This is a genomic window from Pseudomonas sp. AC016 (assembly GCF_979253365.1).
Genome location: NZ_CEEDCC010000001.1, coordinates 5,852,602 through 5,875,346 on the forward strand (window position 1 = coordinate 5,852,602; position 22,745 = coordinate 5,875,346).

Genomic DNA, 22,745 nt, shown 5'->3' on the forward strand with positions numbered 1-22,745 from the left:
GTCGGCGGGCTTACCGTCCGGCTGGTTACTTGTGTTGATGAACGGGAGGGGCACATGAGTCACACACATTTTTGAAAATTTTCTAATTCCGTTACGGACCACAGTCGTAAAAGCCGCGTTACAGCACTAATGACGTTTGGTTATTGCCATTAGATGCAAACGGTACAAGGCGGTGTCAAATATTTGCTAATGTAAAGATCGGGCTCGCCAACATACTGTTTATAAAACGTTTTTCATAACCTTAATTCGACGCCGGGCGCCAAGGAACCTCTATGCATGAATCGGCCCCAACGCGACGTCTGTTAATTGTTGACCCCTGTGATGATTGTCATCAATTGATCCCTGTTCTGCACGCTGCCGGATGGGCGGTGGACAGCAGTACGCTCGAGTCGGCGCTCAATCTCAGCTGTGATGTCGGTTTGATCCGCCTGATGCCTGACCATTTCGAGCATCCCGAGATGGTCAAGGAACTCATTACTCGCACCAATACCCAATGGATCGCTGTGCTTGCACCGGATGACCTGCGCCGGGAAAAGATCGGGGATTTCGTCTGCGAGTGGTTTTTCGATTTCCATACCCTGCCGTTCGATGTCGCCCGCATGCAGGTCACGCTGGGTCGTGCTTATGGCATGGCTCGGCTGCGGGCGCAGGGTGCGGCCCAGACGTCCAGCAGCGAACACGAGATGCTGGGCGAGAGCAGACCGATTCGGGAGTTGCGTCGGCTGCTTGGCAAGCTGGCACCGACGGAGTCGCCTGTCATGATTCGTGGCGAGCGCGGCACGGGCAAGGAACTGGTCGCACGCACGCTGCACGCGCAATCTCAACGACGTAACAAGCCCTTCGTGGCCGTTAATTGCGGTGCCATCGCCGAACACCTGATTCACGCCGAGCTGTTCGGCTATGAGAAAGGCGCGTTCAACGGTGCTCAGGAACGCAAGGTCGGGCGGATTGAAGCAGCGGACGGCGGCACCCTGTTTCTGGATGAAATCGGAGATCTGCCTCTCGAGACCCAGGCGCACCTGCTGCGCTTTTTACAGGATCGGCAGATCGAGCGTATCGGCAGCAGTGAGCCGATTCCTGTGGATGTCCGGGTGCTGGCCGCCACCCATGTGGACCTTGAGGCGGCCATTCGCAAGAAGCGCTTTCGGGAGGACCTGTATTACCGGCTCAACGTCCTGCAGGTCGGTACGGCTCCGCTGCGTGAACGACATGGCGATCTGGCGATGCTGGCCAATCATTTTGCTCACTTCTACAGCCAGGAAACCGGCAGGCGCGCCCGTAATTTCAGTCAGGATGCGCTGATTGCCATGGGCAAGCATGACTGGCCGGGCAACGTACGCGAGCTGGCCAACCGGGTTCGACGCGGTCTGGTCCTGGCCGAAGGTCGGCAGATCGAGGCTGCGGATCTGGGGTTGCTGGGGGAAGAAGACATTGTTAGCAGCATGGGAACGCTGGATGACTATAAGTCCCGTGCAGAACGGCAGGCCTTGTGCGACGTGCTGACCCGCCACAGCGACAACCTCAGCGTGGCGGCCAAGGTCTTAGGGATTTCGCGGCCGACCTTCTACCGCTTGCTGCACAAGCATCAGATCCGGTGAAGTCGCGATCAGTCGGCTGACGGCAGCCATGGCCTGGTCATGGCGTTGTTGCCAGTCGCCTTCGATCAATTCGTAGCGTTGCGCATGCTGATCGAGCCATTGCCGACTGGCGCTGAAAAACGCCTGGCGCTCTGTCAGTTCAGGCTGACAGCGTTGTCCGTCGCCGATCCATTCGACGCCCTCGGGAGACAGCAGCAGGTGCAGGTCATAGTGCCTTTCGAGCAATTGCTGTTCGATCCACTGCGGACAATCGCCGAACAATGTGCGACTCCAGAGCATATTGCTCAACAAGTGCGTGTCGAGAATCAGCAATGCGGGCCTTGCCGCCCGCGCGGCGTCTTCCCGGTCTAGCTGACCCTGTGCGATGGCGGAAATATCGGCATAGACCGTGTCGCGTCCCTGTTCGTCGATGAAGTGACGCACGTACTCATCGACCAGAACACCGCCAAAGCGCTTGTGTATAGCCGCACAGAGCCAGCTTTTGCCGCTGGACTCCGGGCCTGTCAGGACCAGAACCTTCATCGGGCCAGTGCCAGATCGTTACGCCATTCACGCCAACCCTGAACGGCCAGCAGGGTGAACAGTCCGTAGAGCGCTGCCATCAGATTCAGCTCTTTGTAGATGAACAGACCGACAAAGATAACATCGAGCACGATCCACAGCGGCCAGCACTGCACGCGCTTTTGCGCCATCCAGACCTGCGCCACCAGACTGAAGCCTGTCAGCGCTGCGTCCAGCCAGGGTTGCGCGGCATCGGTGAAATGAGCCATGCCAGCGCCCAGTGCAAGACTGATGACACCGCCAATGGCCAGCCCGGTTGCAACCGAACCGCTACGCAACACCGTGACCGCACGTACGGGCAGACCGCTGCCATGACGTGTCCATTGCAGCCAGCCGTAGACCTGCAGTCCGGCGTAGATCGCCTGCAAAAGCATGTCTGAATAAAGTTTTACGTCGTAGAAAAGCCAGATGTAGATCACCACCATGACCAGGCCGATCGGCCAGCCCCATGGGTTTTGCTTGACCGTCAGCCAGACCGCGATCACGCCGATGGCGGCAGCAAAAAGTTCAAGCCCGGACATGGCGGCTCCTTGATAGCGGAATGTGCAGGGCCGGGGATTGTAAGCGGTTCCGGGCGCAAGGGGCAGGGTCTGGTGGCAAGCTCACGCCACCAGCAGGCGTTGTGCTCAAAGGTCTGCTAGCATTCGGCGTTTTTGCAGCGCTTCTTCAAGCTTCGTTCAGCTGCGCAGCGGCATAGTGGCAGGCTTTTTTCATACGACAATACAAACCAGCGAACCTCGGGTATCGCTGTATGGGGGAATGATGGATCTTTGGACCGCTGCTCAGGCGTTGATATTGGGTGTTGTAGAAGGACTGACGGAGTTTTTGCCGATTTCGAGCACGGGTCACCAGATCATTGTTGCGGACTTGATCGACTTCGGCGGCGACCGCGCGGCGGCGTTCAATATCATCATTCAATTGGGCGCCATTCTGGCGGTGGTCTGGGAGTTCCGGCGCAAGATTCTGGATGTGGTCGTGGGCTTGCCCAAAGAGCAGCAGGCGCAGCGTTTCACGATCAACCTGCTGATCGCGTTCATGCCAGCGGTGATTCTGGGCGTGATCTTCGCTGACCTGATCCACCATTACCTGTTCAACCCCATCACGGTGGCGACCGCTCTGGTCATCGGCGGCGTGATCATGTTGTGGGCCGAGCGCCGCGAGCATGTGGTGCACGCCGAGACCGTCGATGACATGAAGTGGAGCGATGCGTTGAAAGTCGGCCTGGTGCAGTGTCTGGCGATGATTCCGGGTACTTCGCGCTCCGGCTCGACCATCATTGGCGGTCTGCTGTTCGGTCTGTCGCGCAAGGCCGCCACCGAATTTTCGTTCTTTCTGGCCATGCCGACCATGGTGGGCGCTGCGGTGTACTCGGGCTACAAGTACCGTGACATGTTTCGTCCAGACGACGTTGCGGTTTTCGCCATCGGTTTCATCACTTCATTCATTTTCGCGATGATCGCGGTGCGCGGTCTGCTCAAGTTCATCGCCACTCATAGCTATGCCGTGTTTGCCTGGTATCGCATTGCGTTCGGTCTGTTGATTCTGGCGACCTGGCAGTTTGGCTGGATCGACTGGGCGGCAGCCAAGGCATGACGTCAGCCCGCGAGGCCCGACCGCCAGCCCGGCAGCGCAAGGCACCGGTTCAGGCGCTGCGCCTCAAATTGCTGATTCTGGTGTTGTTGTGTGCACTGCCGGTTTATGGGGCGGCAATGCTGTGGATCAGGCAAGGTCTGCTGATCCCGGCGATCGTGATCGCGGTGATGAGCCTGCTGTCTTTCGTGCTGTATCGGCACGACAAATTGCAGGCTGGCAAAGGCGGGCAGCGCACCCCGGAAAATGTGCTGCACGCCACCGAACTGTTGGGCGGCTGGCCGGGTGCGTTGCTGGCGCAACAAGCGTTTCGGCACAAGACCCGCAAGGTGTCCTTTCAGGTGGTGTTCTGGCTGATCGTGCTGGTGCATCAGGCCTTCTGGATAGACTGGCTGTTTCTGGGGCGTCGGCTTTGGCACTGGGTGCCGCTGCCCTTATAGCTTCAGCGCAATCTGCTGGCGCTTGGGCAGCTTGGCGACCACCAGTTGATGTGAACGGGTCAGCAGGTCGCGGATCTCATCGTCGCTCAAGGCGTGAGGTTCCGGAATGCTGATCCAGTGTGCACGGGCCAGATACGGGGCAGGGCGCACGCCCGGGCGGTCCACGTAGCCCAGAAACAGATCAGGGTGAACCTTGAACGACAATCCCTGACCTACGAGGTCCATGACCGCGAACATTTTGTTGCCCGCGATGGAAAACACCCGTATCCCGCCCCATTTGTAGTCTTCCCGCGCGCCTGGCAAGTCCAGACAGAACGTCGCGATGTCTTCGGTTCGCATGATGCGCTCCTTGCCATGTGTGGCGACCGGTAAGGTGTTCGATAGCCGCACGGATATTTGATCAGCGGATTGTATGACGTCCCGACACTCATTAGTGTTCAGGTTTTGCTTTCTCTGGAGCTTCGAATGTCTGCCGTGCAACTCGCCGATGGCCCGCTGAATTATCTGCTCGAAGGCACGCAGGACGCGCCTGTGCTGGTGCTCTCCAACTCGCTGGGCACCGACCTGCACATGTGGGACAACCAGATTGCAGCACTGACCGAACATTTCCGTGTGTTGCGTTACGACACGCGTGGTCATGGGCAGTCGCTGGTCAGCGAAGGCACTTACAGCATCGAACAGAATGGCCGGGATGTGCTGGCCTTGCTGGACGCGCTGAACCTGGACAAGGTGTTTTTCTGCGGGCTTTCCATGGGCGGTCTGATTGGTCAATGGTTGGCAATCAATGCTCCGGAGCGCTTGCAACGCGTGGTGCTGTGCAACACTGCAGCGAAAATCGGCAACCCCGATGTCTGGAATCCGCGTATCGAAACGGTGCTGCGCGACGGCCAGTCGGCGATGGTTGCGTTGCGTGACGCATCGATTGCCCGCTGGTTCACGCCATCTTTTGCGAACGCGGAACCTGCGACGGTCGATGCCATTGTCGGCATGCTGGCGCAGACCTCTCCTCAGGGATATGCAGCCAACTGCGCGGCGGTGCGTGATGCGGATTATCGCGAACAGATCGCGTCGATCAAACTGCCGGTGCTGGTGGTCTGCGGCACCGAAGATGCTGTCACCACGCCGGCAGACGGGCGCTTCATGCTTGAGCGTATCGCGGGGGCACAGATGATCGAGCTTCCGGCCGCTCACCTGTCCAGTGTTGAGGCTGGTGAAGCGTTTACCGGGCCGGTGCTGGCGTTTTTGACTGCGGATCGGTAAGCACTGATACTCGCGCCCTCTGAGCGTGCGAGGTGGCCGGTGTTCGATCTCAATGATCTGTTTTATTTCGTCCAGGTAGTCGAGTGCCGGGGATTTGCGCCTGCGGGGCGCAAGCTGGGTATTCCCAAGTCCAAGCTCAGCCGCCGCATTGCAGGGCTTGAAGAACGACTGGGCGTCAGGCTGATCCAGCGCTCCACGCGCAAGTTCGCCGTGACCGAAAGCGGGCGAGACTACTATGGGCACTGCGTCGCGATGCTGGTCGAGGCCGAGGCGGCAGAAGAAGCCATTCAGCGTTCCAGATCCGAACCCCAGGGCCGAATCTCCCTCAGTTGTCCGCCTGCCATGGGTGCGATGGGCATCAATGAAACCGTAGCCCGATTCATGGCTGCGCATCCCAAGGTGCAGGTGTATATCGAGAGCACCAATCGCCGGGTCGATCCTCTGTCCGAGAACATCGACATCGCCCTGCGTGTGCGCTTCCCGCCACTGGAAGACGAAGGGCTGGTGGTCAAGACGCTGGGCTACAGCGCCCAGCGGCTGGTGGCTCACCCGGATCTGGCAGCGCAGATTGGCGTTGATGCCTCGTTCGAGGACCTGGCAAGCCTGCCCACGCTGGACCTGACCTCGGCCACCCCGAACCATCGCTGGTTGCTGGAAAACGGAGCGGGGCAGTATGTGGAAGTGCGCCATTCGCCACGGCTGATCTGTTCGGACCTCGATGCCATTCTGCAAGGTGCCCTGCAGGGTGTCGGCGTGGCGCAACTGCCGGAGATTCTGGTTCGAAGCGCCCTTCAACAGGGACGCCTCATTGAGCTGTTCGACGCCCATCGGCCCAAGTGTGGCGTGATCCATGCGGCGTTTGCGTCCCGGCGCGGGCTGCTCCCGGCCATCCGGGCGATGCTGGATGCGTTCGAAACCTCGTTCAGGGAACTGACCCATAACCCCGAGTCCCTCTATAGTTCTATCAGTAGAACGAACAATCACATTCAGGGCGACTAATCACGCATTAGGAACAGCGATAGGATGCTCCCCACTTGATCGCCCAATGACGATATGACTCGGGAAGCCCTTATGAACATTCTGCACATTGATTCCAGCATTCTTGGTGACCACTCCGCTTCGCGCCAGCTCAGCCGCAGCGTGGTCGAGGCTTACAAGGCCGCGCACACTGACAGCGCCGTCACCTATCGCGACCTGGCCAGCGAAGCGCTGGGCCACTTCTCGCCAGCGACCCTCGCCGCCGCAGCTACACCGGTCGAAGGCCGTGACGCAGCCCAACAGCAGGAAGTGGCAACCAACGAAGCCACCCTGCAGCAGTTTCTGGATTCGGACGTGGTTGTCATCGGCGCACCGATGTACAACTTCACCATTCCAACCCAGTTGAAGGCCTGGATCGATCGCATCGCGGTGGCAGGCAGAACCTTCCGTTACACCGAAGCCGGTCCTGAAGGCCTGTGCGGCGACAAGAAGGTCATCATTGTTTCGACTTCCGGCGGCATACACGCCGGGCAACCGAGCAGCGTGGGTCACGAGGATTACCTCAAGCTGATGTTCGCGTTCATCGGCGTGACCGACCTGCAATTCGTTCGCGCTGAAGGCCTTGCGTACGGTGAAGAGCCCCGCGCCAACGCACTGACCGCAGCGCAGCAGCACATCGAGCAGAAGCTGTTCGCTGCCTGATAGCGCGCTGTTCCAGTCAAACTCCACAGCCCGCGCATTGCGCAGGGCTCTGGAGTTTTTTAATGCCCGTCGTTCAGTGAACAATTGACAGCTTTCTTACAGGTAACGCGACGTACGCGGCAGTACACTGCACGCCTGAACGCTGCAACGGGCCGGTTTTTGCGCAGTGGTTGGCAGTTGCAAAAAACAGCGAAGATAGATGGCCCGGCTTATGCACTATTTCTGCAATAGGCACTCTCATTTTCTGTGAGAGCGGGGCGCTGGAGCATGAAGCTCGACACAAGCGCATGAATGGACTGTCCGGCATCTGCCGGGACTTACAAAGGTTGGGCCTTGCCATGGTACGTCTTTGTGCAGTGATGCTGGTTTGTCTGCTGGATAGCCTGATTTCGGTGCACGTTCAGGCTGACGACTTCGTCACCGATAACGTGCTGCCAGACAGCGAATGGAGCGCGGGCTATCACGAGCTGAGTTTTGTCGATCCCCTGGATTCCCAGCCGATGCAGGCCATTGCTTTCTATCCGTCCACCGATCCCGAGCAAGTCAGTAACGTGCAGGGTTATCGAGTGGAGGCCAGTGAAGACGCAGCCATTGCCTTGGGGCGGTTCCCGTTGCTCATGCTGTCTCATGGCAACACCGGCACGCCGCTGGCGTTGCACGATCTGGCGACCTCGCTGGCTCGTCAGGGCTTCGTTGTCGTGGCGGTTGTCCATCCCGGCGACAACTACCGAGACCACAGCCGTCTCGGCAGCCTGAGCAATCTTTACGGCAGACCTCTGCAGATTTCAGAAGCCATCAGCGCCGCGCTGACGGACCCCATGCTTGCGCCTTATCTCAGCGCACGTCAGGTGGGTGTGATCGGTTATTCGGCTGGTGGTGAAACCGCACTCATCCTGGCAGGCGCGCAGCCGGACCTGAAACGCCTGCAACAATACTGCACCGAACGACCTACAGACCGCGACGCCTGCAAGACTCAGGGCCAACTGGTGGCAGACCGTAAAGACCTGCACCCGCAGGCTGACCGAAGGGTCGGTGCGTTGATGTTGATGGCGCCGCTCAGTCTGATGTTTGGCAGGCAGACGCTGGGTGATGTGCATGTTCCGGTGCTGATGTATGCAGGGGACGATGACCAGTTGCTGGCGCTGGACAAGAACGCTGAAGCACTGGCGCGCAAGTTGCCGCAGGCGCCGGATTACAAGCTGCTGGCTGGGGCAGGGCACTTCGTGTTCATGGCACCCTGCACCGATGACCAGCGGGCGACTATGCCCATGGTGTGCAACGATCGCGAAGGTGTAGACCGGGCAGATATTCATCGCACTCTAAGTGCCGAAGCAGTCAGATTTTTCACTAGTACGCTGGGCGCGTCAGGTTCCGATAATTCCGGGATGCAAACAGCGAATCATCAATAAGCTTCATGCTCGATGGCGCAAGACAGCGATGCGTCAGACTCAGGGGTTCAACGACCGCAGGTAATCCCCAAATCCGCCCCGGGCCTTGGAGTCCAGCCGGGTGCTGGTGGTAACTCTCGGGCGGCAACTCCAGGCGATGCGTGCACCACAGAGCTCCAGCTGGCGAACCAGATGCACGTCTTCGTGGCACGCCATTGCGGGGAATCCACCGGCACGCAGGTAGGCCATCGAACTGACGCCGAGGTTGGCACCGTGGATGTGGCGATGCCCGTCGCGGTGCTGGTAGTGCGCGTTGTAAGCGGTCTGTGCCGCCTTGGAAACGCCGTGATCCCACGCGCCAGGTGTCACGGTGCCACAGACTGCGTCGGCATCCAGCGCCAGTTGTTCGGCGAGCCAGTCACAGGCCACGCTGCTGTCGCCATCGGTACAAGCCAGCCAGCGGGCACCTCTGTCGAGCAGAAAGGCGGCACCCAGCGCTCGGGCTTGGCCAACGTTGCGCGCCTGAATTTCGAGGGTCATGACGCCATAGAAACGGGCGATTTCTGCCGATTGATCGGTACAGCTGTCGAGCACCACCAACACCTCGACCCGTTCGCCGTTCAGGCTCGGGTGCGCTGCAGCCATCAGGACCGTTTCCAGGCACTGGTCCAGCAACCGCTCTTCGTTATGTACCGGAATCAGAACGCCGATCATCCGCAAATTCCCTTGTTGCTACAGATGTGTCATCACGACTCCAGAGATCCAGCAGGAAATCCTGTTCGTGATGACTGAAAAGTCGGTGCATGGAGAGCCGCTCGTTCAACACGTCGTGGACGCGCTGTGCGTTCAATGGACAATCTTCGATGTCAGGCCGCCAGTGGCAGGCGAGGATCTGGCCGTTGGGCGTGAGCGCTTCCAGCGCGCAGTCGATACAGCGGTGCAGATCGTCCAGATCCAGGTAATACCCCAGTTCGCTGAGCACAATCAGGTCGAACCGGCCTTCCGGCCATTGCTGCGGCAGGCGCGCCTGCACCACGCGAGCGTGGGGAACGTCGATCAGTCGCTCGCGAGCCAGCTCGACCGCGCGCTGCGAGGTATCACAGCACAACAGTGCATCGCAGCGTGTGCCCAGTCCGGCGCTGAGTTCGCCATTGGCACAACCGGGTTCAAAGACAGCGGCGTAGTGTTCGTTGGGCAGCGCAGCCAGGCACAGCGCCCGCTTGCGTCGCTCGTACCAGCGTTGCTTGAACGCCCACGGATCGCTGTCGTTGCGAAAAAGCTCGTCGAAATAGCTATCGGCCACGCTCATGTGAAAACCACTTCAAAAGGTTGCAGCAAACGCTCCAATACGCTGTTCGGCAATACCGGCGACAAACCGATGCCGGGGTCGCCCTGCAACTGGCTGGCAAAGGCATGGGCAGCGTCACGCTTGCGAGCGATGGTTTGCGGGTCCAGCAGCACCTTGCGCGCCCGATCCCACGGCAGACGTTCGTCTTCCGGGTCGGCCCAATGCCAGGCCCAGATCGGGATTTCATGCAGCTGCGCGCCAGTGGTCACACAGGCACGTGCGGCGGCGCGGCCAACCGCCTCATGATCCCCGTGACCGTCTTTCGACCATGTGGCGAACACCACATCGGTGGGGCAGAGGTGCTGTTCAAGCAGGGCGACCAGACGGTCTTCATCGGTGGCGACGTCGCCGTCCTGAAACCCGCCACGAATCCACTCCAGTCGGTCCTGTGGAATCTCCAGACGCTCGAGCGCTTCGGCGCTTTCCTGTGGCCGGATCGCGCTCAGACGCGGCACAGGCCATAACGGCGAGCCAGGGTGGCTCGCGGTGCCGTCAGTCACCGAAATCAGCAGCAGCGTGCGCTCCAGTTGCGCCAGTTGCCGCATCAGGCCGCCGCAGCCCAGCACTTCATCGTCAGGGTGGGGCGCAATGATGACCGCCCTGCAGTTGGGCGGCACCAGCAGGTCAGCCGTGATTGCCGCCAGCGCCCCCAGTTTCTTCGATGCGTTCCAGGCTTCCAGCGGCGTGCCGCGCCCCGAATCGTCCTCACTGACAACGAAACCTTCACCCATGATCGACAGCCTGTTTGAGCAGCGACCAGGTACTGGCAGCCGGGAGATGAGTACGGACCTGTTCGCCAAGCGCGGCGAGGTCCCGTTCGGCATGGCTCTGGCGCAGGAACACCGGAAGATCAGCGCTCAGGCGAGCAAAGTGCGCATCCTTGCAGTAAGGGCCTGCACCCAATGCGCGACCTGCGTGCTGAATGACCTGCTCGGCGCACTGTTCGACGACTGCGCGACAGCGTCTGGCAAGTAACTGAGCGTCGCCAAGCGGCGTGTGATCGATCTCGACAGCCGCTGCCTGTAATACGCTGGATGCACCATGAAGCGCTGTATCCACTGCGCCCAAGTGCGCCAGCGCATGGGGATCGTCGCGCTTGCCTGGCTGTTGCAGCAATCGTTGTGCGATGGACCGAGAGGCGCCATACCAGCAGGCCGCGATACCAATGCCGCCTTGCCAGAAGCCTGCTCTGTTCAGGTAGTCGCCGGGAGTGCCGACCAGGTACCCGGTGGCCTGTTCGAACAGCACGTCGACACTGCCGGTCGCGCCCATGCCGACGGCGCGCCAACCATCGGTGCCGATTGTCACGCCCGGCTGGCCCAGCGGCACTGCCACCAGTTGTTGACGCTGATGGTCGTCCCATACGGTGATCAGGGCATGGCTGAGCGCCGAAGCGCCCGAGCACCACGCCTTGCGTCCATTGAGTCTCAGCGAATCGTCTTCGCCGCTGAGAAGTACCCGGGCCTGGGGCGGCTCGGCCGCCCACATTCCCCAGGTACTGAATTGTTCAGGGGGCGGGGCACCCACTTCCGCCATGATTGCCATGGCGTCCGTGTGCCCCTCGTACAACTTGCATAACCCCAGATCATGGCCTGCAACGCAGGCCAGTGCCTGCCAGCGCTCAAGCGTCTGGCCGCTGGCAGGCAGGGGGATCCGGTCGAGCCCTTCGTTGACCAATGCCTGCAAGCACTCGCCCAGCGCACGCATATCGGCATAGCCGTGCCTGCGCCAGTCGAGAAACTCACTCAAGGCTTGGGTCATTGCTGATCTTCACGCTTGAGTTCGAACAGCAGCAGCGAGCGTGGAGTGACGGTGTATTCGCTGCCGAAACCGAAGGTTTCCTTGCTGCGCGCATCGTCCTGATTGGTATCGATCAGGCAGGTGTAATGCGTGCCTTCCGGTACTTCCGGCAGGGTGAAGTTGACGCCATCATGGTGCGCGTTGACCACCAGCAACAGCGTGGCATCTGCGCCCGGACGACGAATACCGGTTTCCTGCGCGCGGCCATCCATCAGCATGCCCAGGCAACGGCCATTGCCGTCATGCCATTGATCGACGGTCATTTCGTTGCCGTCCGGCGAAAGCCAGGTCACGTCCTTGACGCCGATTTCCTCGTTGTAATCGCCCACCAGGAAGCGGCTACGACGCAGGATCGGATAGCTCTGACGCAGTTTGATCACGCGGGTGACGAACTTGAGCAGTGCTTCGCCGTCGCCATCCAGATCCCAGTTCACCCAGCCAATTTCGCTGTCCTGGCAGTAGGCGTTGTTGTTGCCATGCTGGGTACGGGCAAACTCGTCACCGGCGACAATCATCGGCGTGCCCTGAGCAAGCAGCAGGGTGGCGAAGAAGTTGCGCATCTGACGCAGACGCAGCGCGTTGATTTCCGGATCTTCGGTCGGACCTTCGACGCCATGGTTCCAGGACACGTTGTTGTTGCTGCCGTCCTGGTTGTTTTCGTCGTTGGCCTCGTTGTGCTTGTCGTTGTACGACACCAGGTCGTGCAGCGTGAAGCCGTCATGCGCGGTGATGAAGTTCACCGACGCCTGAGGACGACGACCGCGCTGGTTGAACATGTTCCCGGAGGCTGTCATGCGTGCAGCGAAGTCGGCCAATTGACCTTCATCGCCTTTCCAGAAGGCGCGAACGGTGTCGCGGAACTTGTCGTTCCATTCCATCCAGCCCGGCGGGAAGCCGCCGACCTGATAACCGCCGGGGCCACAGTCCCATGGCTCGGCAATCAGCTTGACCTGACGCAGGACCGGATCCTGACGGCAGGCAACCAGGAAGCTGTGACGCTCGTCGAAGCCATCGTGGTAGCGACCCAGAATGGTTGCCAGGTCGAAGCGGAAGCCGTCGACATGCATTTCCGAAGCCCAGTAGCGCAGGGAATCGGTGACCATCTGCAGAACGCACGGGTGGCTCAGGTCCAGCGTGTTGCCGGTGCCGGAATCGTTGATGTAGTAGCGCTTGTCATCCGGCATCAGGCGATAGTACGACGCGTTGTCGATACCGCGCATGGACAGGGTAGGGCCCAGCTCGTTGCCTTCGGCGGTGTGGTTGTAGACCACATCCAGAATCACTTCGAGCCCGGCATGGTGCATGTGCGCAACCATTTCCTTGAACTCGGCGATCTTGCCGTGTGCCAGGTAACGTGGATCAGGGGCGAAGAACGCGATGCTGTTATAGCCCCAGTAGTTGGTCATGCCCTTTTGCAGCAAGTGCTGGTCATTGACGAACGCATGGATCGGCAGCAGCTCGACCGACGTCACGCCCAGTTTGCGGATGTGATCGACCACGTCGGCTGATCCCAGGCCCGCGAACGTGCCGCGCAGCTCTTCCGGGACCGATGGGTGACGCATGGTGAAACCGCGCACGTGGGTCTCGTAGACGATGGTCTTGTCCCACGGGATGCCGACGCGCTGGTCACGGCCCCAGGTGTATGCCGGGTCGATGACTTTGCTCTTGGGTACGAAAGGCGCGCTGTCACGCTCGTCGAAGCTCAGGTCGCCGTCGGGGTGGCCGATGGTGTAGCCGAACAGGGCCTCCGACCATTTCAGCTCGCCGACCAGTTGCTTGGCGTACGGGTCGATCAGCAGCTTGTTGTGGTTGAAGCGGTGGCCATTCTGCGGGTCGTACGGTCCGTATACACGGTAACCGTAGATCAGGCCCGGGTGAGCATCCGGCAGGTAGCCGTGGTAGATCTCGTCGGTGTATTCCGGAAGCTCGATGCGTTCCAGTTCCACTTCGCCCGAGGCGTCGAACAGGCACAGCTCAACCTTGGTGGCGTTGGCCGAGAAGATCGCGAAGTTGACGCCCAGGCCATCCCAGCTGGCACCGAGCGGGAAGGGAAGTCCTTCACGGATACGTGACGGGGTACTGGCAGGGTTTTCTGGTGTGGCCGAACTTTCATCTGCCGCTGTTGTGGACTTCGTATTCATGGTGCCTTCCTGACGTCGAATGATTTTCTAAGCGGCCGAAACCGTTATCGAAGCCGAGCGGGCTTCAACACTGAAGTTAAAGTTTGGAGTTACCGCAGGCCTCACCGGGAACCGGATGAGGCCTGCGACAATGGACTTGTGTGAAGACAGAAGAGTTTCAAGTATTCGATGGCTTGCGTGGTTTCTTCGGTGCAGGCTTGGCTGGCGCATCACCCGAAGCGGCCACAGGAGCCGGTTTAGGCTTGGCCGGGGCTTTTGGCTTGGGAGCCGCTGCCGGCTTGGACGCTGCGGGTTTGGCAGCAGGTTTGGCATCGGGTACTGCCTTGGCTACCGGCTTGGCCGGGCCTTTGGCGGGTGCCTTGGCGCTGTCGACTTCCGGCAGTTTGGGCTTGTTGGATTTGCGCGCAGTGCTCTTGTCCGGAGCCAGGGCCTCTGCTTCCGCCAGCTTGCGCGCCATTTCCCAATGACGTGCATCGTGGCCGGAAGGCTTACCTTCGGACTCCCAGATCTGATAGGCAAATTCACGGATTCTTTTTTCGTCGGCACTCATCTCGACACTCCCAGGTATTACATAGTTTGAATAAGCAAATTGACGGAAAATTCTTCTAGCGCTGCGCTGAGCGGTATTTCCCCATCACTCATCACGACGACGTCGGAAAAGAGGCCTTTCCACTGCTGATCTGAATCTGCAAACGGCACGCTGATACGTGTGTCGCCCCATTGAGCAGGATTAATGAATGGAGCCTGCGCAGTGCCCAATAGTTCACTGCTTATGCGCGGCACCACCACGATTGCACGCTCGTTCGCCGTTACCCGCGCGAACGCCAGTACCCTTTCGGCATGACTGCCTTTCACTTCCAGAGGAAGGTATTCCCCCTCGCTGAACAGCGTCGGATGCCCGGAACGCACGTTGAGCGCCGCTGCAATCAGCGCCTGTTTGATCCGGCCGTCATGCCAGTGAGTCAACAGCTCGGGTGCGCTGACATTCTCTGTCAGAGCCTGTTGCCGAGCAGCGTAGTCCACAGGCCTGCGGTTGTCCGGGTCGACCAGACTGAAATCCCAGAACTCGGTGCCCTGATACAGATCAGGCACACCGGGCACCGTCAAGCGTAGCAAGGTTTGCGCCAGACTATTGAGCGCACCGGCAGTGGCAATGCGATTGGCGGTGGCACTCAGGGACTGGCGCAGCGCGAGGGCTTCAGGGGCCAGCAGGATGCGTTGCAGAAACTCTCGGCACGCCGTTTCATAAGGCTGGTTCGGCGCGCTCCAGCTGCTTTGCAGCTTGGCTTCGCGCAGGGCCTTTTCCTGCCATTGCACCATGCGCTTTGCATAGTCTTCGTGAGCTTGCTCGCCTTCCAGATCCAGCGGCCAACTGCCCAGCAACGCCTGATAGAGCATCAGCTCATCACCCGCGCTGATCACAGGCTCTTCACCTTTGAGCGGCATTGCCAGCTGGCGCCAGCGCTCGACCTGCTCGGCGTACCAGTCGGCACATTCGCTGAGTACCGCCAGGCGCGTACGGGTGTCTTCGCCGCGCTTGTGATCATGGGTCGCAGTGGCCAGCAGATTGTCCGGGAATGTCTCGATGCGCTGGATGCATGCCTTGTGAAACTCTTCAACCGGCGCACTGAAATGTTGCGGGTGGAAGCCCACATCGTTGCGCGACAGCAGCACGGCAGAACGATAGAACGAGGTGTCTTCCACCGATTTTGCCGCCACAGGGGAGGTCAACTGCTGGAAGCGCACGCACGCGTTCTTGTACAGCTTGCGCAGGTGGCCACGCGGCAGCTTTCTCCAAGGCTCGCCACCCAGCCAGCGCGCGAGATAATCCAGCACAGGCCAGTCACCTTCGTTGAGGCTTGAGCGTGCACCTTCCATGGCCTGCTGGAAGAATCGCTCGTCTTCTGCCGAACGCCCGCAGACGGTGATGTAGGTGCGGTACACCGGGAAGTTCACGATCAGAGCCAGCAGTGCGCGGCGAATCGCCCCCAGCGTCAGGTCACGGCTCATCAGGTCGCTGCGCGCTACCTGCAGCAGCGACTGCGCAACGTTTTCGAAATCGCCCGCCAGCGTGCCATGCAGCACCAGATCACGCGCCACCAGCACTTCCTCATCGAAGTTGGCGGTACGTTCACTCAGACGGCTCCACAGCGCGCCCAATGGGGCTTCACCCTTGGGGTCGTGTTGCAGCAGCGACACCTGGTTCATGAATTCGTAGCCGGTCGTGCCGTCCACGCTCCAGTCTTCGCGCAGGGGTTCGTCAGGGCCAAGAATCTTTTCTACAAAAATCGGCAGATGATTCAGTCTGGCTTCGGCCGGTCGCTGCTTCAACAGTCCCTGGACGCGACGATGCAGCTTGCGCCCGTAACCGCGCGGGTTGGCCAGGCCGTCGATGTGGTCGATACGCAGGCCGTCGATGAGGCCGTCGGCGATCAGTTGGAATATCTTGCCGTGGGTGGCTTCGAAGACATTCGGACGCTCGACACGCAAGCCGCCCAGCTCGTTGATGTCGAAGAAACGCCGCCAGTTGATGTCGTCACCTGCGGTGCGCCAGCTCGCCAGACGATAGTACTGACGCTCCAGCAGCTGGTGAAGACGATCAAAACCTTCAGACTGACTGGAATCGAATCGGGCAATGACCTGTTCGATGGCCTTGAGTACCTGCGGATCGTTCGCCAGTTCGGCGAGCTCTGCCTTGGCCTGACGTGCTCGTTCGTACGCTTGTGGATACTGGTTCAGTGCTGCGAAACGCTCACCCAGTTCTTTCAGTTTCGGGTGGTCAGTGTGCTGTAACAGCGAGTCATAGGTTGTCGGGCAGATCGGGAAGTGGTGCTGATAATGCTCGATATGAAAGGCACCGCGCTGTGCATCGAAGCGCAGCGGAATTTCGCCTGCTTGCAGTACCGTGCCGTAATCGCTGCTCAGAAAAGGCAGCAGCAACTGACCGGCGAGCAACGGATCCGGTGAATTCCACTGGATGTCGAAGAAGTCGGCGTACGGACTGCGACGTCCCCACTCAAGCAGATCGAGCCACCACGGGTTGTCTGCACCGCCCACTGCCATGTGGTTGGAAACGATGTCCAGAATCATGCCCATGCCATGCTCACGCAGCACCGCCACCAGACGGAGCAGGGCGGGCTCGCCGCCCAGCTCGGGGTTGATGATGGTCGGATCCACCACGTCATAGCCGTGCATGGAGCCAGCGCGCGCCTTGAGAATCGGCGACGCGTACAGGTGGCTGATGCCCAGACTGGCAAAGTACGGCACCAGTGGCACCGCATCATCCAGGGTGAAGTCTTTGTGAAACTGCAGACGTTGTGTGGCTCTCAACGGTTGTAAAGGGCGATTCATTGGTCACGCTCCGCAGCTTGCAGCCGGGATTGGGACAGCAATTCCAGTCGTCGAGCAGCATCTTCATTATCAAGGAGTGAGGCGGCATCGCCGGGTAGGCGTCTGCGCCAGTTAGGGTGGCTGTCGATGGTGCCGGGCAGGTTGGCCTGCTCCTGAACGCCCAGCGCGTCTTCGATGGGCAGCAGCACCAGCGGCGCACGGGTGTGGCCCAGGTAGCGGATGCTGGCATCGATGATCTGCACCGGGTCTTCAGTGTTTTCATCGAAGCCGTCATTGCTCTGGCTCAAGGCCCGACGCAGCGCGTTGTACTCACGCGCACGCTCTTCGCGCCAGTGCTGCTCGCTTTGCGCGTCCACATGACCCAGTCGCGCATTCCATTCGATGTCCAGTTCGCTGAGCCAGCCGGCCAGCGTCGGCAGGTCGTGGGTACTGGTGGTAGCCAGTGCCTCGTCGGACCAGTCCAGAATCGGTTTGAAAGAGCCGTTGTTCTGTTCGAACAACAGCACGCGCATGCCCAGCATCTCGCGGGCGCTGAGTTTTTCGCTAAGGCCCTCAGGCACCGTGCCGAGGTCTTCGCCGAGCACGATCGCCTCATGACGCAGCGACTCCAGGCTCAGCAGACGCAGCATGTCGTCCAGCGGAAAGTTCAGGTAAGCGCCTTCGCTGGGTGGCGAGCCCAGCGGTATCACCCAGAGGCGTTGCAGGCCCATCACATGGTCGATGCGCAGACCGCCTGCATGGGCAAAATTGGCGCGCAGCATCTCAATGAAAGCGCGGAAACCGTTGCGCTTCAGGCCGTCGGGAGAAAACGCCGAGATGCCCCAGCTTTGCCCGGCGCGATTCAGGATGTCAGGCGGCGCGCCAACCGTGAGGGCCGACAACAATTCGTCCTGACGGCTCCAGGCCTGGCTGCCGCCGCCATCGGCACCGACGGCCAGGTCGGCGATCAGGCCGACGCGCATGCCACTGCTGCGTGCAGCGACCTGTGCACGCTCAAGGCCGCGAGCAATAAGCCACTGGGTAAAGGCATGAAAACTGATCTGCGGGCCATGTTCAGCCGCGAATGCCGACACTGCCGGGTTGCGGGGATCTTTCAGCTCATCGGGCCACTCGTGCCAGTTTTCGCTGATGCCCATGCCCTGACATTCAGCGCGCAAGGCTTCGAATCGGCAATGGTTTTCCAGCGCTTCACCACCACTGTGGCGGAAGCTGTTGAAGTCTTCGTGCAGAGGGTGCGAACCGGCACTGAATGCTTCGTACAACGCGTGCAACGCTTTCCACTTGGCGGCAGCAGCAGCGGGCCAGTCGATCAGCGGCAGGGCCTCCAGGCGTTTCAGTTCATCGGCAACGCCGGCGTCTTCGATTGCCTGACGCCAGGCCCGTTCGCCCAGAATGGCACCCGGCGAGGCGTAAAGGCTGTTGAGAAACAGTCGGCTGGAAGGCGAGTAAGGGCTGTAGCGATGCGGGTCGCTGGCGAACATGGCATGAATCGGACTGATCGCCAGCGCATCGGCGCCTCGTTCGCCCGCTGAGCGGACCAGCGATTCCAGTGCCTGTGTATCACCGAAACCGCCATCACCTTCGCGCCGCAATCCGTACAGCTGGGCCGTGAGGCCCCATGCACGAGGCTTGCGTGTGTCGGTGGCCATGGACATGCTGAAACAGGCCTTGGGTGCGACGGCGATGGTCAGGTGTTGCCCCTCGATGTCCAGTTGCTGATAGCCCGGCGGCGCGAGGGCGGGCAGCTCGGCGTTGGCAGTCAGTCTGGCGTCCAGTGATGAGCCGTCTTCCAGATGCAGAGTAAAGGGCGTCTCGGGCTTGAACCAGGCGGACAGGTCCAGCTTGCAGTCTTGATCGACAGTCAACAGCGGCGGTGCGCCTGCGCCCTCGCGGGCGGCCTGCAAGCGCTGCAGGCTGGCATCGATGGCTTCGCTGCCATCGGCCGGATAGCCCAGCGCCTCTAGAACCTTGCGCAACACATCGTGGCTGACCGTCTGTGGACGAGCGTTGGCATCGACCCAGTGCACCGACAGGCCTGCTTCGGTGGCAAGCCTTTCCAATTGCTCATTGCTCATCCTGTTTCTCCAGAACATCACGGTCTGTCAGGCTGACAATCGCCGTGTATGGATTGAGGATGCCTTGATGTGAAAGTTCGGACGATTTTGGCTGCGTGGAGAAAATCACTCTCGCACCTTTCTGTTGCGAAGCGTTGACAGCTTCCCCGCTCAGGTTCAGGTCGATGCGCAGCACACTGCCGTCGCCCATGCGCCATGACGCCCTGACGGCATGATCCGCCAGAATCCTGGTGCCTGTCGCTCTGGCACCGGGCAGGCGTGGAATGATTTCTTCCTTACGCAAGGCCAGCAATTGTTTATAGAGCGCCAGCCAGCTGCGATGATCCAGTCCTGCGTCCGTTTCCAGGTCCAGCGCTGCAAAAGCTGGGCGCGAGGCTTCGAAGGTTTTCGGATCATTAGGATCGGGAATGTGTTCGCGACGCTCTGGATCGGCGAATGCGGCAAAATCGGCAAATTCATTGCGTCGACCTTCGCGCACCAGATCCGCCAGTTCACCATGATGACTGGTGAAGAACAGAAACGGCTCGCTGGCCGCCCATTCATCACCCATGAACATCAGCGGAATCATTGGCGACAGCAGCAACAGAGCGGTGGCCGCCCTGAGTGCAGGAGCGGGGCAGAGTTGCGGCAGGCGCTCGCCGAGCGCGCGGTTACCGATCTGGTCATGGTTCTGCAGAAACAGCACGAAAGCGCTGGGCGGCAGATGGCCGCTGGGCTCACCGCGTGTGTGGCCGTGTCGGGTCTGTTCGCCCTGATACACGAAGCCCTCGCTCAGCAGGCGTGCCAGCTTCTGTGTCGGCTCCTGTGCAAAATCCGAGTAGTAGGCGTCGGTTTCGCCGGTCAGCAGCACATGCAGCGTGTTATGCCCATCGTCATCCCACTGGGCGTCAAAACCCTTGTCGGCGAGCAGGCTGGCCTGGTTGAATTCGTTTTCCAGATTCAGCCACACGTGTCGACCTGGTTCGATCTGCTCACGTACGCGTTCGGCGAATTCGGGCAGGAACGTTTCGTCGCGGATCGCGTGCACGGCGTCCATGCGCAGGCCGTCAAAACGGTATTCGAGCAGCCACATCAGTGCGTTGTCGACGAAGTAGTCACGTACTTGCGGACGTCGGAAGTCGATGGCGTCGCCCCACGGCGTGTGCAGGTCGCTGCGGAAAAATTCCTTGGCGTAACTGCCCAGATAATTGCCATCCGGCCCGAAGTGGTTGTAGACGACGTCCAGAATGACCGCCAGACCGTGCCCGTGCGCCGTGTCGATCAGATGCTTGAGCTGCTCGGGCGTGCCGTAGGAGGACTGCGGCGCGTAGGGCAGCACGCCGTCGTAGCCCCAGTTGCGGTCGCCGGGAAATTGCGCCAAAGGCATCAGTTCTATGGCAGTTACACCAAGATCGGCCAGATGCTGCAAATGTTTTTCAACACCTGCGTAGCCTCCCAATGCTCCAACGTGCAGTTCATAAATGACTGCTTCGTGCCAGGGACGGCCATTCCAGTCGGTGTTCTTCCACTGGTAAGCAAGCGGGTCGACGACAACACTGTGTGAGTGAACGTCGTCAGCCTGAGCGCGGGAAGCGGGGTCGGGGACCTTGAGCTCCCCGTTGATGTTGAACTGGTACCGGGTGCCCGCCTTGCAGCGGGCCTCCAGAGCAAACCAGCCTTCAGGCTCAGAGGTCATGGCCAGTGACTGACCATCCTCCAGTTCAAGCGTGACCTCGTGGGCATCCGGTGCCCAGAGGGCAAACCGGGTGAGTTCGGGATTTACCAAAACGGCGCCGTGGCGCCAGCTGTTTTCTGTGCGCAGAGGCATCCATTGACCCCTTTTTCCTTAGTAGTGAATTGAAGCACCCGCATTTTTCTTCAACAGATCGCGATACAGTTCTGCGTAGGGCTCTACCGCTTGGTGCCAGTTGAACGGGGCGGCCATGGCGCGGCAGCGCATGGCATTGAGTAACTCTGGGTGAGCGAATACCTGGAACGCGCGGTTCAGGGCTTCGGTGTAGCTTTCCACGGTCGATTCATTGAACAGGAAACCTGTCACGCCGTCTTCGATGGTGTCTGCCAGCCCGCCTGTGTTGCGGGCCACCGGCAGCGAACCGAAGCGCTGGGCGTACATCTGGCTCAGGCCGCAAGGCTCGTAACGGGAAGGCATGAGCAGAAAGTCACTGCCTGCGAACATGCGTCGGGCATCGGTTTCGTTGAAGCCGATACGCACACCGATGCGACCCGGGAAGCGCGTTGCGAGCGCGCGCATGGCGTCTTCTTCTTCAGGCTCGCCGCGACCAATGATTGCAATCTGGCCGCCATTGTTGACGATGTGCTCTGCCACGCCGATCGTCAGGTCCAGGCCTTTCTGGTACACGAGGCGCGAGACGACTGCGAACAGCGGGCCGGTGGAGGCGTCGAGGTCGAACAGTTCACGGACGTAGTCGGCGTTGATCTCTTTGCGCAGCCATTCATTGGGCGCAAAGTGGCAGATCAGGTGTTCGTCGGTGGAGGCGTCCCAGCTGGCGTCGATGCCATTGGGAATACCGCTCAGCTGACCCTTCTCGGCCTTGCTCTGCAGGAAACCTTCCAGGCCGCAGCCGAATTCGGGGGTGGTGATTTCCCTGGCATAGGTCGCGCTGACCGTCGTGATGTGGTTCGCGTACGCCATGCCCGCCTTGATGAACGACAGCTTGCCGTAGAATTCCATGCCTTCGGCCTGAAGGGCTTCGTCAGGGATACCGAGCTCGCGGCTTGAACCGGTGCTTACAGTGCCCTGGTAGGCCAGGTTGTGAATGGTGAAGATGCTGGGCGTGGTCTGGCCGCGCCATTTCATGTAGGCAGGGGCCAGACCGGCAGGCCAGTCGTGGGCGTGAACCAGCTCGGGGCACCATTGGGTTTTCACTGCGCCTGCTGCGAAATCTGCAGCGGCAAGACCCAGGCGCGCAAAACGGATGTGGTTGTCGGACCAGTCACGGCCGTGGCGGTCGGCGTAAGGCGTGCCTTCACGCTCATACAGTTCAGGGCAGATCAGGACATAAATGACCAGACCGTCCTTCATGTCCATACGCCCGACCTTGCACGCAGGCAGCCCGGCATATCCGCCCAGCTGGCTGATGATATGAATAGGGTTGCCGCTATTGATCACTTGCGGGTAGCCGGGTATCAGCACACGGACATCGTGCAGGTGACGCATGGCTCGCGGCAAGGCAGCAGACACATCGCCCAACCCCCCGGTTTTCACCAGGTCAGCCAGTTCTGAAGTCACAAACAGGACTTTGCGTTTGTTGACCTGGGAAAGTGTGGGCTGTGAAGTCGAAGTCGGCAGTTGTAGCAGTGGAACGCTCGTCGTAGCGAAAACCGGCAGATGAGTCAGCTCGCTGGCCGGCTGATTAAAACTCTCTCCCTTCTGGGTTTTGACAGCGGCGCTAATCATCGTTTTCTCCCGTTAAAACAGTGTTGGTGCATCACATGATTTTTATTGGCCATTTCCTATGGCCGGGTACGTGCACCTGCACTACGCAAAAACAG

20 protein-coding genes are annotated in these 22,745 nt (G+C 60.2%); 7 read left to right on the forward strand and 13 right to left on the reverse strand.

Features of this window, described 5'->3' with window-relative positions; translation table 11 throughout:
- The first annotated feature begins 272 nt into the window (after positions 1 to 272).
- Positions 273 to 1,598, forward strand: coding sequence for a sigma-54 dependent transcriptional regulator (locus AC0IXS_RS26375; protein WP_025993662.1), 1,326 nt, complete (start codon positions 273 to 275; stop codon positions 1,596 to 1,598).
- Here the strand turns inward: AC0IXS_RS26375 and AC0IXS_RS26380 are convergent.
- Positions 1,542 to 2,120, reverse strand: a complete 579-nt coding sequence (locus AC0IXS_RS26380; RefSeq protein WP_122668228.1) for an AAA family ATPase — start codon at positions 2,118 to 2,120, stop codon at positions 1,542 to 1,544. The two genes, AC0IXS_RS26375 and AC0IXS_RS26380, sit on opposite strands and share 57 nt — an antisense overlap.
- Positions 2,117 to 2,680, reverse strand: a complete 564-nt coding sequence (pnuC, locus tag AC0IXS_RS26385) for a nicotinamide riboside transporter PnuC (protein ID WP_122668229.1) — start codon at positions 2,678 to 2,680, stop codon at positions 2,117 to 2,119. Before pnuC ends, AC0IXS_RS26380 begins: the two co-directional genes overlap by 4 nt.
- A 241-nt stretch (positions 2,681 to 2,921) precedes the next feature.
- On the opposite strand from pnuC, the gene AC0IXS_RS26390 reads away from it, so the two are divergent.
- Positions 2,922 to 3,752 carry an undecaprenyl-diphosphate phosphatase gene (locus AC0IXS_RS26390; protein ID WP_057408977.1) on the forward strand — a complete coding sequence of 277 codons (831 nt, stop codon included), beginning with the start codon at positions 2,922 to 2,924 and terminating at the stop codon, positions 3,750 to 3,752.
- Complete coding sequence (locus tag AC0IXS_RS26395) at positions 3,749 to 4,189, forward strand: DUF1294 domain-containing protein (RefSeq protein ID WP_057408976.1); 441 nt, start codon at positions 3,749 to 3,751, stop codon at positions 4,187 to 4,189. Before AC0IXS_RS26390 ends, AC0IXS_RS26395 begins: the two co-directional genes overlap by 4 nt.
- Here AC0IXS_RS26395 and AC0IXS_RS26400 read toward each other — a convergent pair.
- On the reverse strand, positions 4,184 to 4,528 hold the full coding sequence (locus tag AC0IXS_RS26400; RefSeq protein WP_057408975.1) for an MmcQ/YjbR family DNA-binding protein: 345 nt from the start codon (positions 4,526 to 4,528) through the stop codon (positions 4,184 to 4,186). The genes AC0IXS_RS26395 and AC0IXS_RS26400 overlap by 6 nt on opposite strands.
- A gap of 126 nt (positions 4,529 to 4,654) precedes the next feature.
- Here AC0IXS_RS26400 and pcaD point away from each other — a divergent pair, with 126 nt between their 5' ends.
- The 4 genes from pcaD to AC0IXS_RS26420 all read left to right on the forward strand — a co-directional run bounded on the left by pcaD (position 4,655) and on the right by AC0IXS_RS26420 (position 8,538).
- Positions 4,655 to 5,449: a 3-oxoadipate enol-lactonase gene (gene pcaD / locus AC0IXS_RS26405; protein ID WP_191957451.1), complete on the forward strand. Its 795-nt coding sequence runs from the start codon at positions 4,655 to 4,657 to the stop codon at positions 5,447 to 5,449.
- 39 nt (positions 5,450 to 5,488) lie between these two features.
- On the forward strand, positions 5,489 to 6,448 hold the full coding sequence (locus tag AC0IXS_RS26410) for a LysR substrate-binding domain-containing protein (RefSeq protein WP_122689973.1): 960 nt from the start codon (positions 5,489 to 5,491) through the stop codon (positions 6,446 to 6,448).
- 72 nt (positions 6,449 to 6,520) lie between these two features.
- A complete protein-coding gene (locus tag AC0IXS_RS26415) occupies positions 6,521 to 7,129 on the forward strand; it encodes an FMN-dependent NADH-azoreductase (RefSeq protein ID WP_057408972.1) in 609 nt (202 codons plus the stop codon).
- Between the two features lie 338 nt (positions 7,130 to 7,467).
- Entirely contained in the window at positions 7,468 to 8,538 is a 1,071-nt protein-coding gene (locus AC0IXS_RS26420; RefSeq protein WP_471826101.1) for an alpha/beta hydrolase family protein, read from the forward strand.
- 39 nt (positions 8,539 to 8,577) lie between these two features.
- On the opposite strand, the gene AC0IXS_RS26425 is transcribed toward AC0IXS_RS26420, so the two are convergent.
- The 10 genes from AC0IXS_RS26425 to glgA all read right to left on the reverse strand — a co-directional run bounded on the left by AC0IXS_RS26425 (position 8,578) and on the right by glgA (position 22,650).
- Positions 8,578 to 9,231, reverse strand: coding sequence for a glycosyltransferase family 2 protein (locus AC0IXS_RS26425; protein WP_471826103.1), 654 nt, complete (start codon positions 9,229 to 9,231; stop codon positions 8,578 to 8,580).
- A complete protein-coding gene (locus AC0IXS_RS26430; RefSeq protein ID WP_057408970.1) occupies positions 9,203 to 9,826 on the reverse strand; it encodes an SAM-dependent methyltransferase in 624 nt (207 codons plus the stop codon). The genes AC0IXS_RS26425 and AC0IXS_RS26430 overlap by 29 nt, the downstream gene beginning before the upstream one ends.
- Positions 9,823 to 10,596 (reverse strand): PIG-L deacetylase family protein, encoded by a 774-nt coding sequence (locus AC0IXS_RS26435; RefSeq protein ID WP_057408969.1) that lies wholly within the window; start codon positions 10,594 to 10,596, stop codon positions 9,823 to 9,825. The genes AC0IXS_RS26430 and AC0IXS_RS26435 overlap by 4 nt, the downstream gene beginning before the upstream one ends.
- The gene (locus AC0IXS_RS26440; protein ID WP_471826105.1) at positions 10,589 to 11,626 is read right to left on the reverse strand and encodes an acyl-CoA dehydrogenase; all 1,038 of its coding nucleotides are present in this window, start codon (positions 11,624 to 11,626) and stop codon (positions 10,589 to 10,591) included. The genes AC0IXS_RS26435 and AC0IXS_RS26440 overlap by 8 nt, the downstream gene beginning before the upstream one ends.
- Positions 11,623 to 13,806, reverse strand: a complete 2,184-nt coding sequence (glgX, locus tag AC0IXS_RS26445; RefSeq protein WP_191954417.1) for a glycogen debranching protein GlgX — start codon at positions 13,804 to 13,806, stop codon at positions 11,623 to 11,625. The genes AC0IXS_RS26440 and glgX overlap by 4 nt, the downstream gene beginning before the upstream one ends.
- Positions 13,807 to 13,963: 157 nt before the next feature.
- The gene (locus AC0IXS_RS26450; protein WP_004879703.1) at positions 13,964 to 14,356 is read right to left on the reverse strand and encodes a DUF2934 domain-containing protein; all 393 of its coding nucleotides are present in this window, start codon (positions 14,354 to 14,356) and stop codon (positions 13,964 to 13,966) included.
- A 17-nt stretch (positions 14,357 to 14,373) separates the two neighbouring features.
- A complete protein-coding gene (locus tag AC0IXS_RS26455) occupies positions 14,374 to 17,157 on the reverse strand; it encodes a malto-oligosyltrehalose synthase (protein WP_137203104.1) in 2,784 nt (927 codons plus the stop codon).
- A complete protein-coding gene (gene malQ / locus AC0IXS_RS26460) occupies positions 17,154 to 19,232 on the reverse strand; it encodes a 4-alpha-glucanotransferase (RefSeq protein WP_057408965.1) in 2,079 nt (692 codons plus the stop codon). Before malQ ends, AC0IXS_RS26455 begins: the two co-directional genes overlap by 4 nt.
- Positions 19,222 to 21,039: a malto-oligosyltrehalose trehalohydrolase gene (gene treZ, locus AC0IXS_RS26465; protein ID WP_471826108.1), complete on the reverse strand. Its 1,818-nt coding sequence runs from the start codon at positions 21,037 to 21,039 to the stop codon at positions 19,222 to 19,224. Before treZ ends, malQ begins: the two co-directional genes overlap by 11 nt.
- Positions 21,040 to 21,057: 18 nt before the next feature.
- Positions 21,058 to 22,650, reverse strand: a complete 1,593-nt coding sequence (gene glgA / locus AC0IXS_RS26470) for a glycogen synthase GlgA (protein ID WP_004879695.1) — start codon at positions 22,648 to 22,650, stop codon at positions 21,058 to 21,060.
- Positions 22,651 to 22,745: the final 95 nt, after the last annotated feature.

Bases quoted from the DNA above. Each gene is read 5' to 3' on its own strand.
- AC0IXS_RS26430 (WP_057408970.1), bottom strand. From the start codon at position 9,826: ATGAGCGTGGCCGATAGCTATTTCGACGAGCTTTTTCGCAACGACAGC.
- malQ (WP_057408965.1), bottom strand. From the start codon at position 19,232: ATGAGCAATGAGCAATTGGAAAGGCTTGCCACCGAAGCAGGCCTGTCG.
- treZ (WP_471826108.1), bottom strand. From the start codon at position 21,039: ATGCCTCTGCGCACAGAAAACAGCTGGCGCCACGGCGCCGTTTTGGTA.
- AC0IXS_RS26420 (WP_471826101.1), top strand. From the start codon at position 7,468: ATGGTACGTCTTTGTGCAGTGATGCTGGTTTGTCTGCTGGATAGCCTG.
- AC0IXS_RS26390 (WP_057408977.1), top strand. From the start codon at position 2,922: ATGGATCTTTGGACCGCTGCTCAGGCGTTGATATTGGGTGTTGTAGAA.
- pnuC (WP_122668229.1), bottom strand. From the start codon at position 2,680: ATGTCCGGGCTTGAACTTTTTGCTGCCGCCATCGGCGTGATCGCGGTC.
- glgA (WP_004879695.1), bottom strand. From the start codon at position 22,650: ATGATTAGCGCCGCTGTCAAAACCCAGAAGGGAGAGAGTTTTAATCAG.
- AC0IXS_RS26375 (WP_025993662.1), top strand. From the start codon at position 273: ATGCATGAATCGGCCCCAACGCGACGTCTGTTAATTGTTGACCCCTGT.
- AC0IXS_RS26425 (WP_471826103.1), bottom strand. From the start codon at position 9,231: ATGATCGGCGTTCTGATTCCGGTACATAACGAAGAGCGGTTGCTGGAC.
- glgX (WP_191954417.1), bottom strand. From the start codon at position 13,806: ATGAATACGAAGTCCACAACAGCGGCAGATGAAAGTTCGGCCACACCA.
- pcaD (WP_191957451.1), top strand. From the start codon at position 4,655: ATGTCTGCCGTGCAACTCGCCGATGGCCCGCTGAATTATCTGCTCGAA.
- AC0IXS_RS26415 (WP_057408972.1), top strand. From the start codon at position 6,521: ATGAACATTCTGCACATTGATTCCAGCATTCTTGGTGACCACTCCGCT.
- AC0IXS_RS26400 (WP_057408975.1), bottom strand. From the start codon at position 4,528: ATGCGAACCGAAGACATCGCGACGTTCTGTCTGGACTTGCCAGGCGCG.
- AC0IXS_RS26380 (WP_122668228.1), bottom strand. From the start codon at position 2,120: ATGAAGGTTCTGGTCCTGACAGGCCCGGAGTCCAGCGGCAAAAGCTGG.
- AC0IXS_RS26395 (WP_057408976.1), top strand. From the start codon at position 3,749: ATGACGTCAGCCCGCGAGGCCCGACCGCCAGCCCGGCAGCGCAAGGCA.
- AC0IXS_RS26450 (WP_004879703.1), bottom strand. From the start codon at position 14,356: ATGAGTGCCGACGAAAAAAGAATCCGTGAATTTGCCTATCAGATCTGG.
- AC0IXS_RS26455 (WP_137203104.1), bottom strand. From the start codon at position 17,157: ATGAATCGCCCTTTACAACCGTTGAGAGCCACACAACGTCTGCAGTTT.
- AC0IXS_RS26435 (WP_057408969.1), bottom strand. From the start codon at position 10,596: ATGGGTGAAGGTTTCGTTGTCAGTGAGGACGATTCGGGGCGCGGCACG.
- AC0IXS_RS26440 (WP_471826105.1), bottom strand. From the start codon at position 11,626: ATGACCCAAGCCTTGAGTGAGTTTCTCGACTGGCGCAGGCACGGCTAT.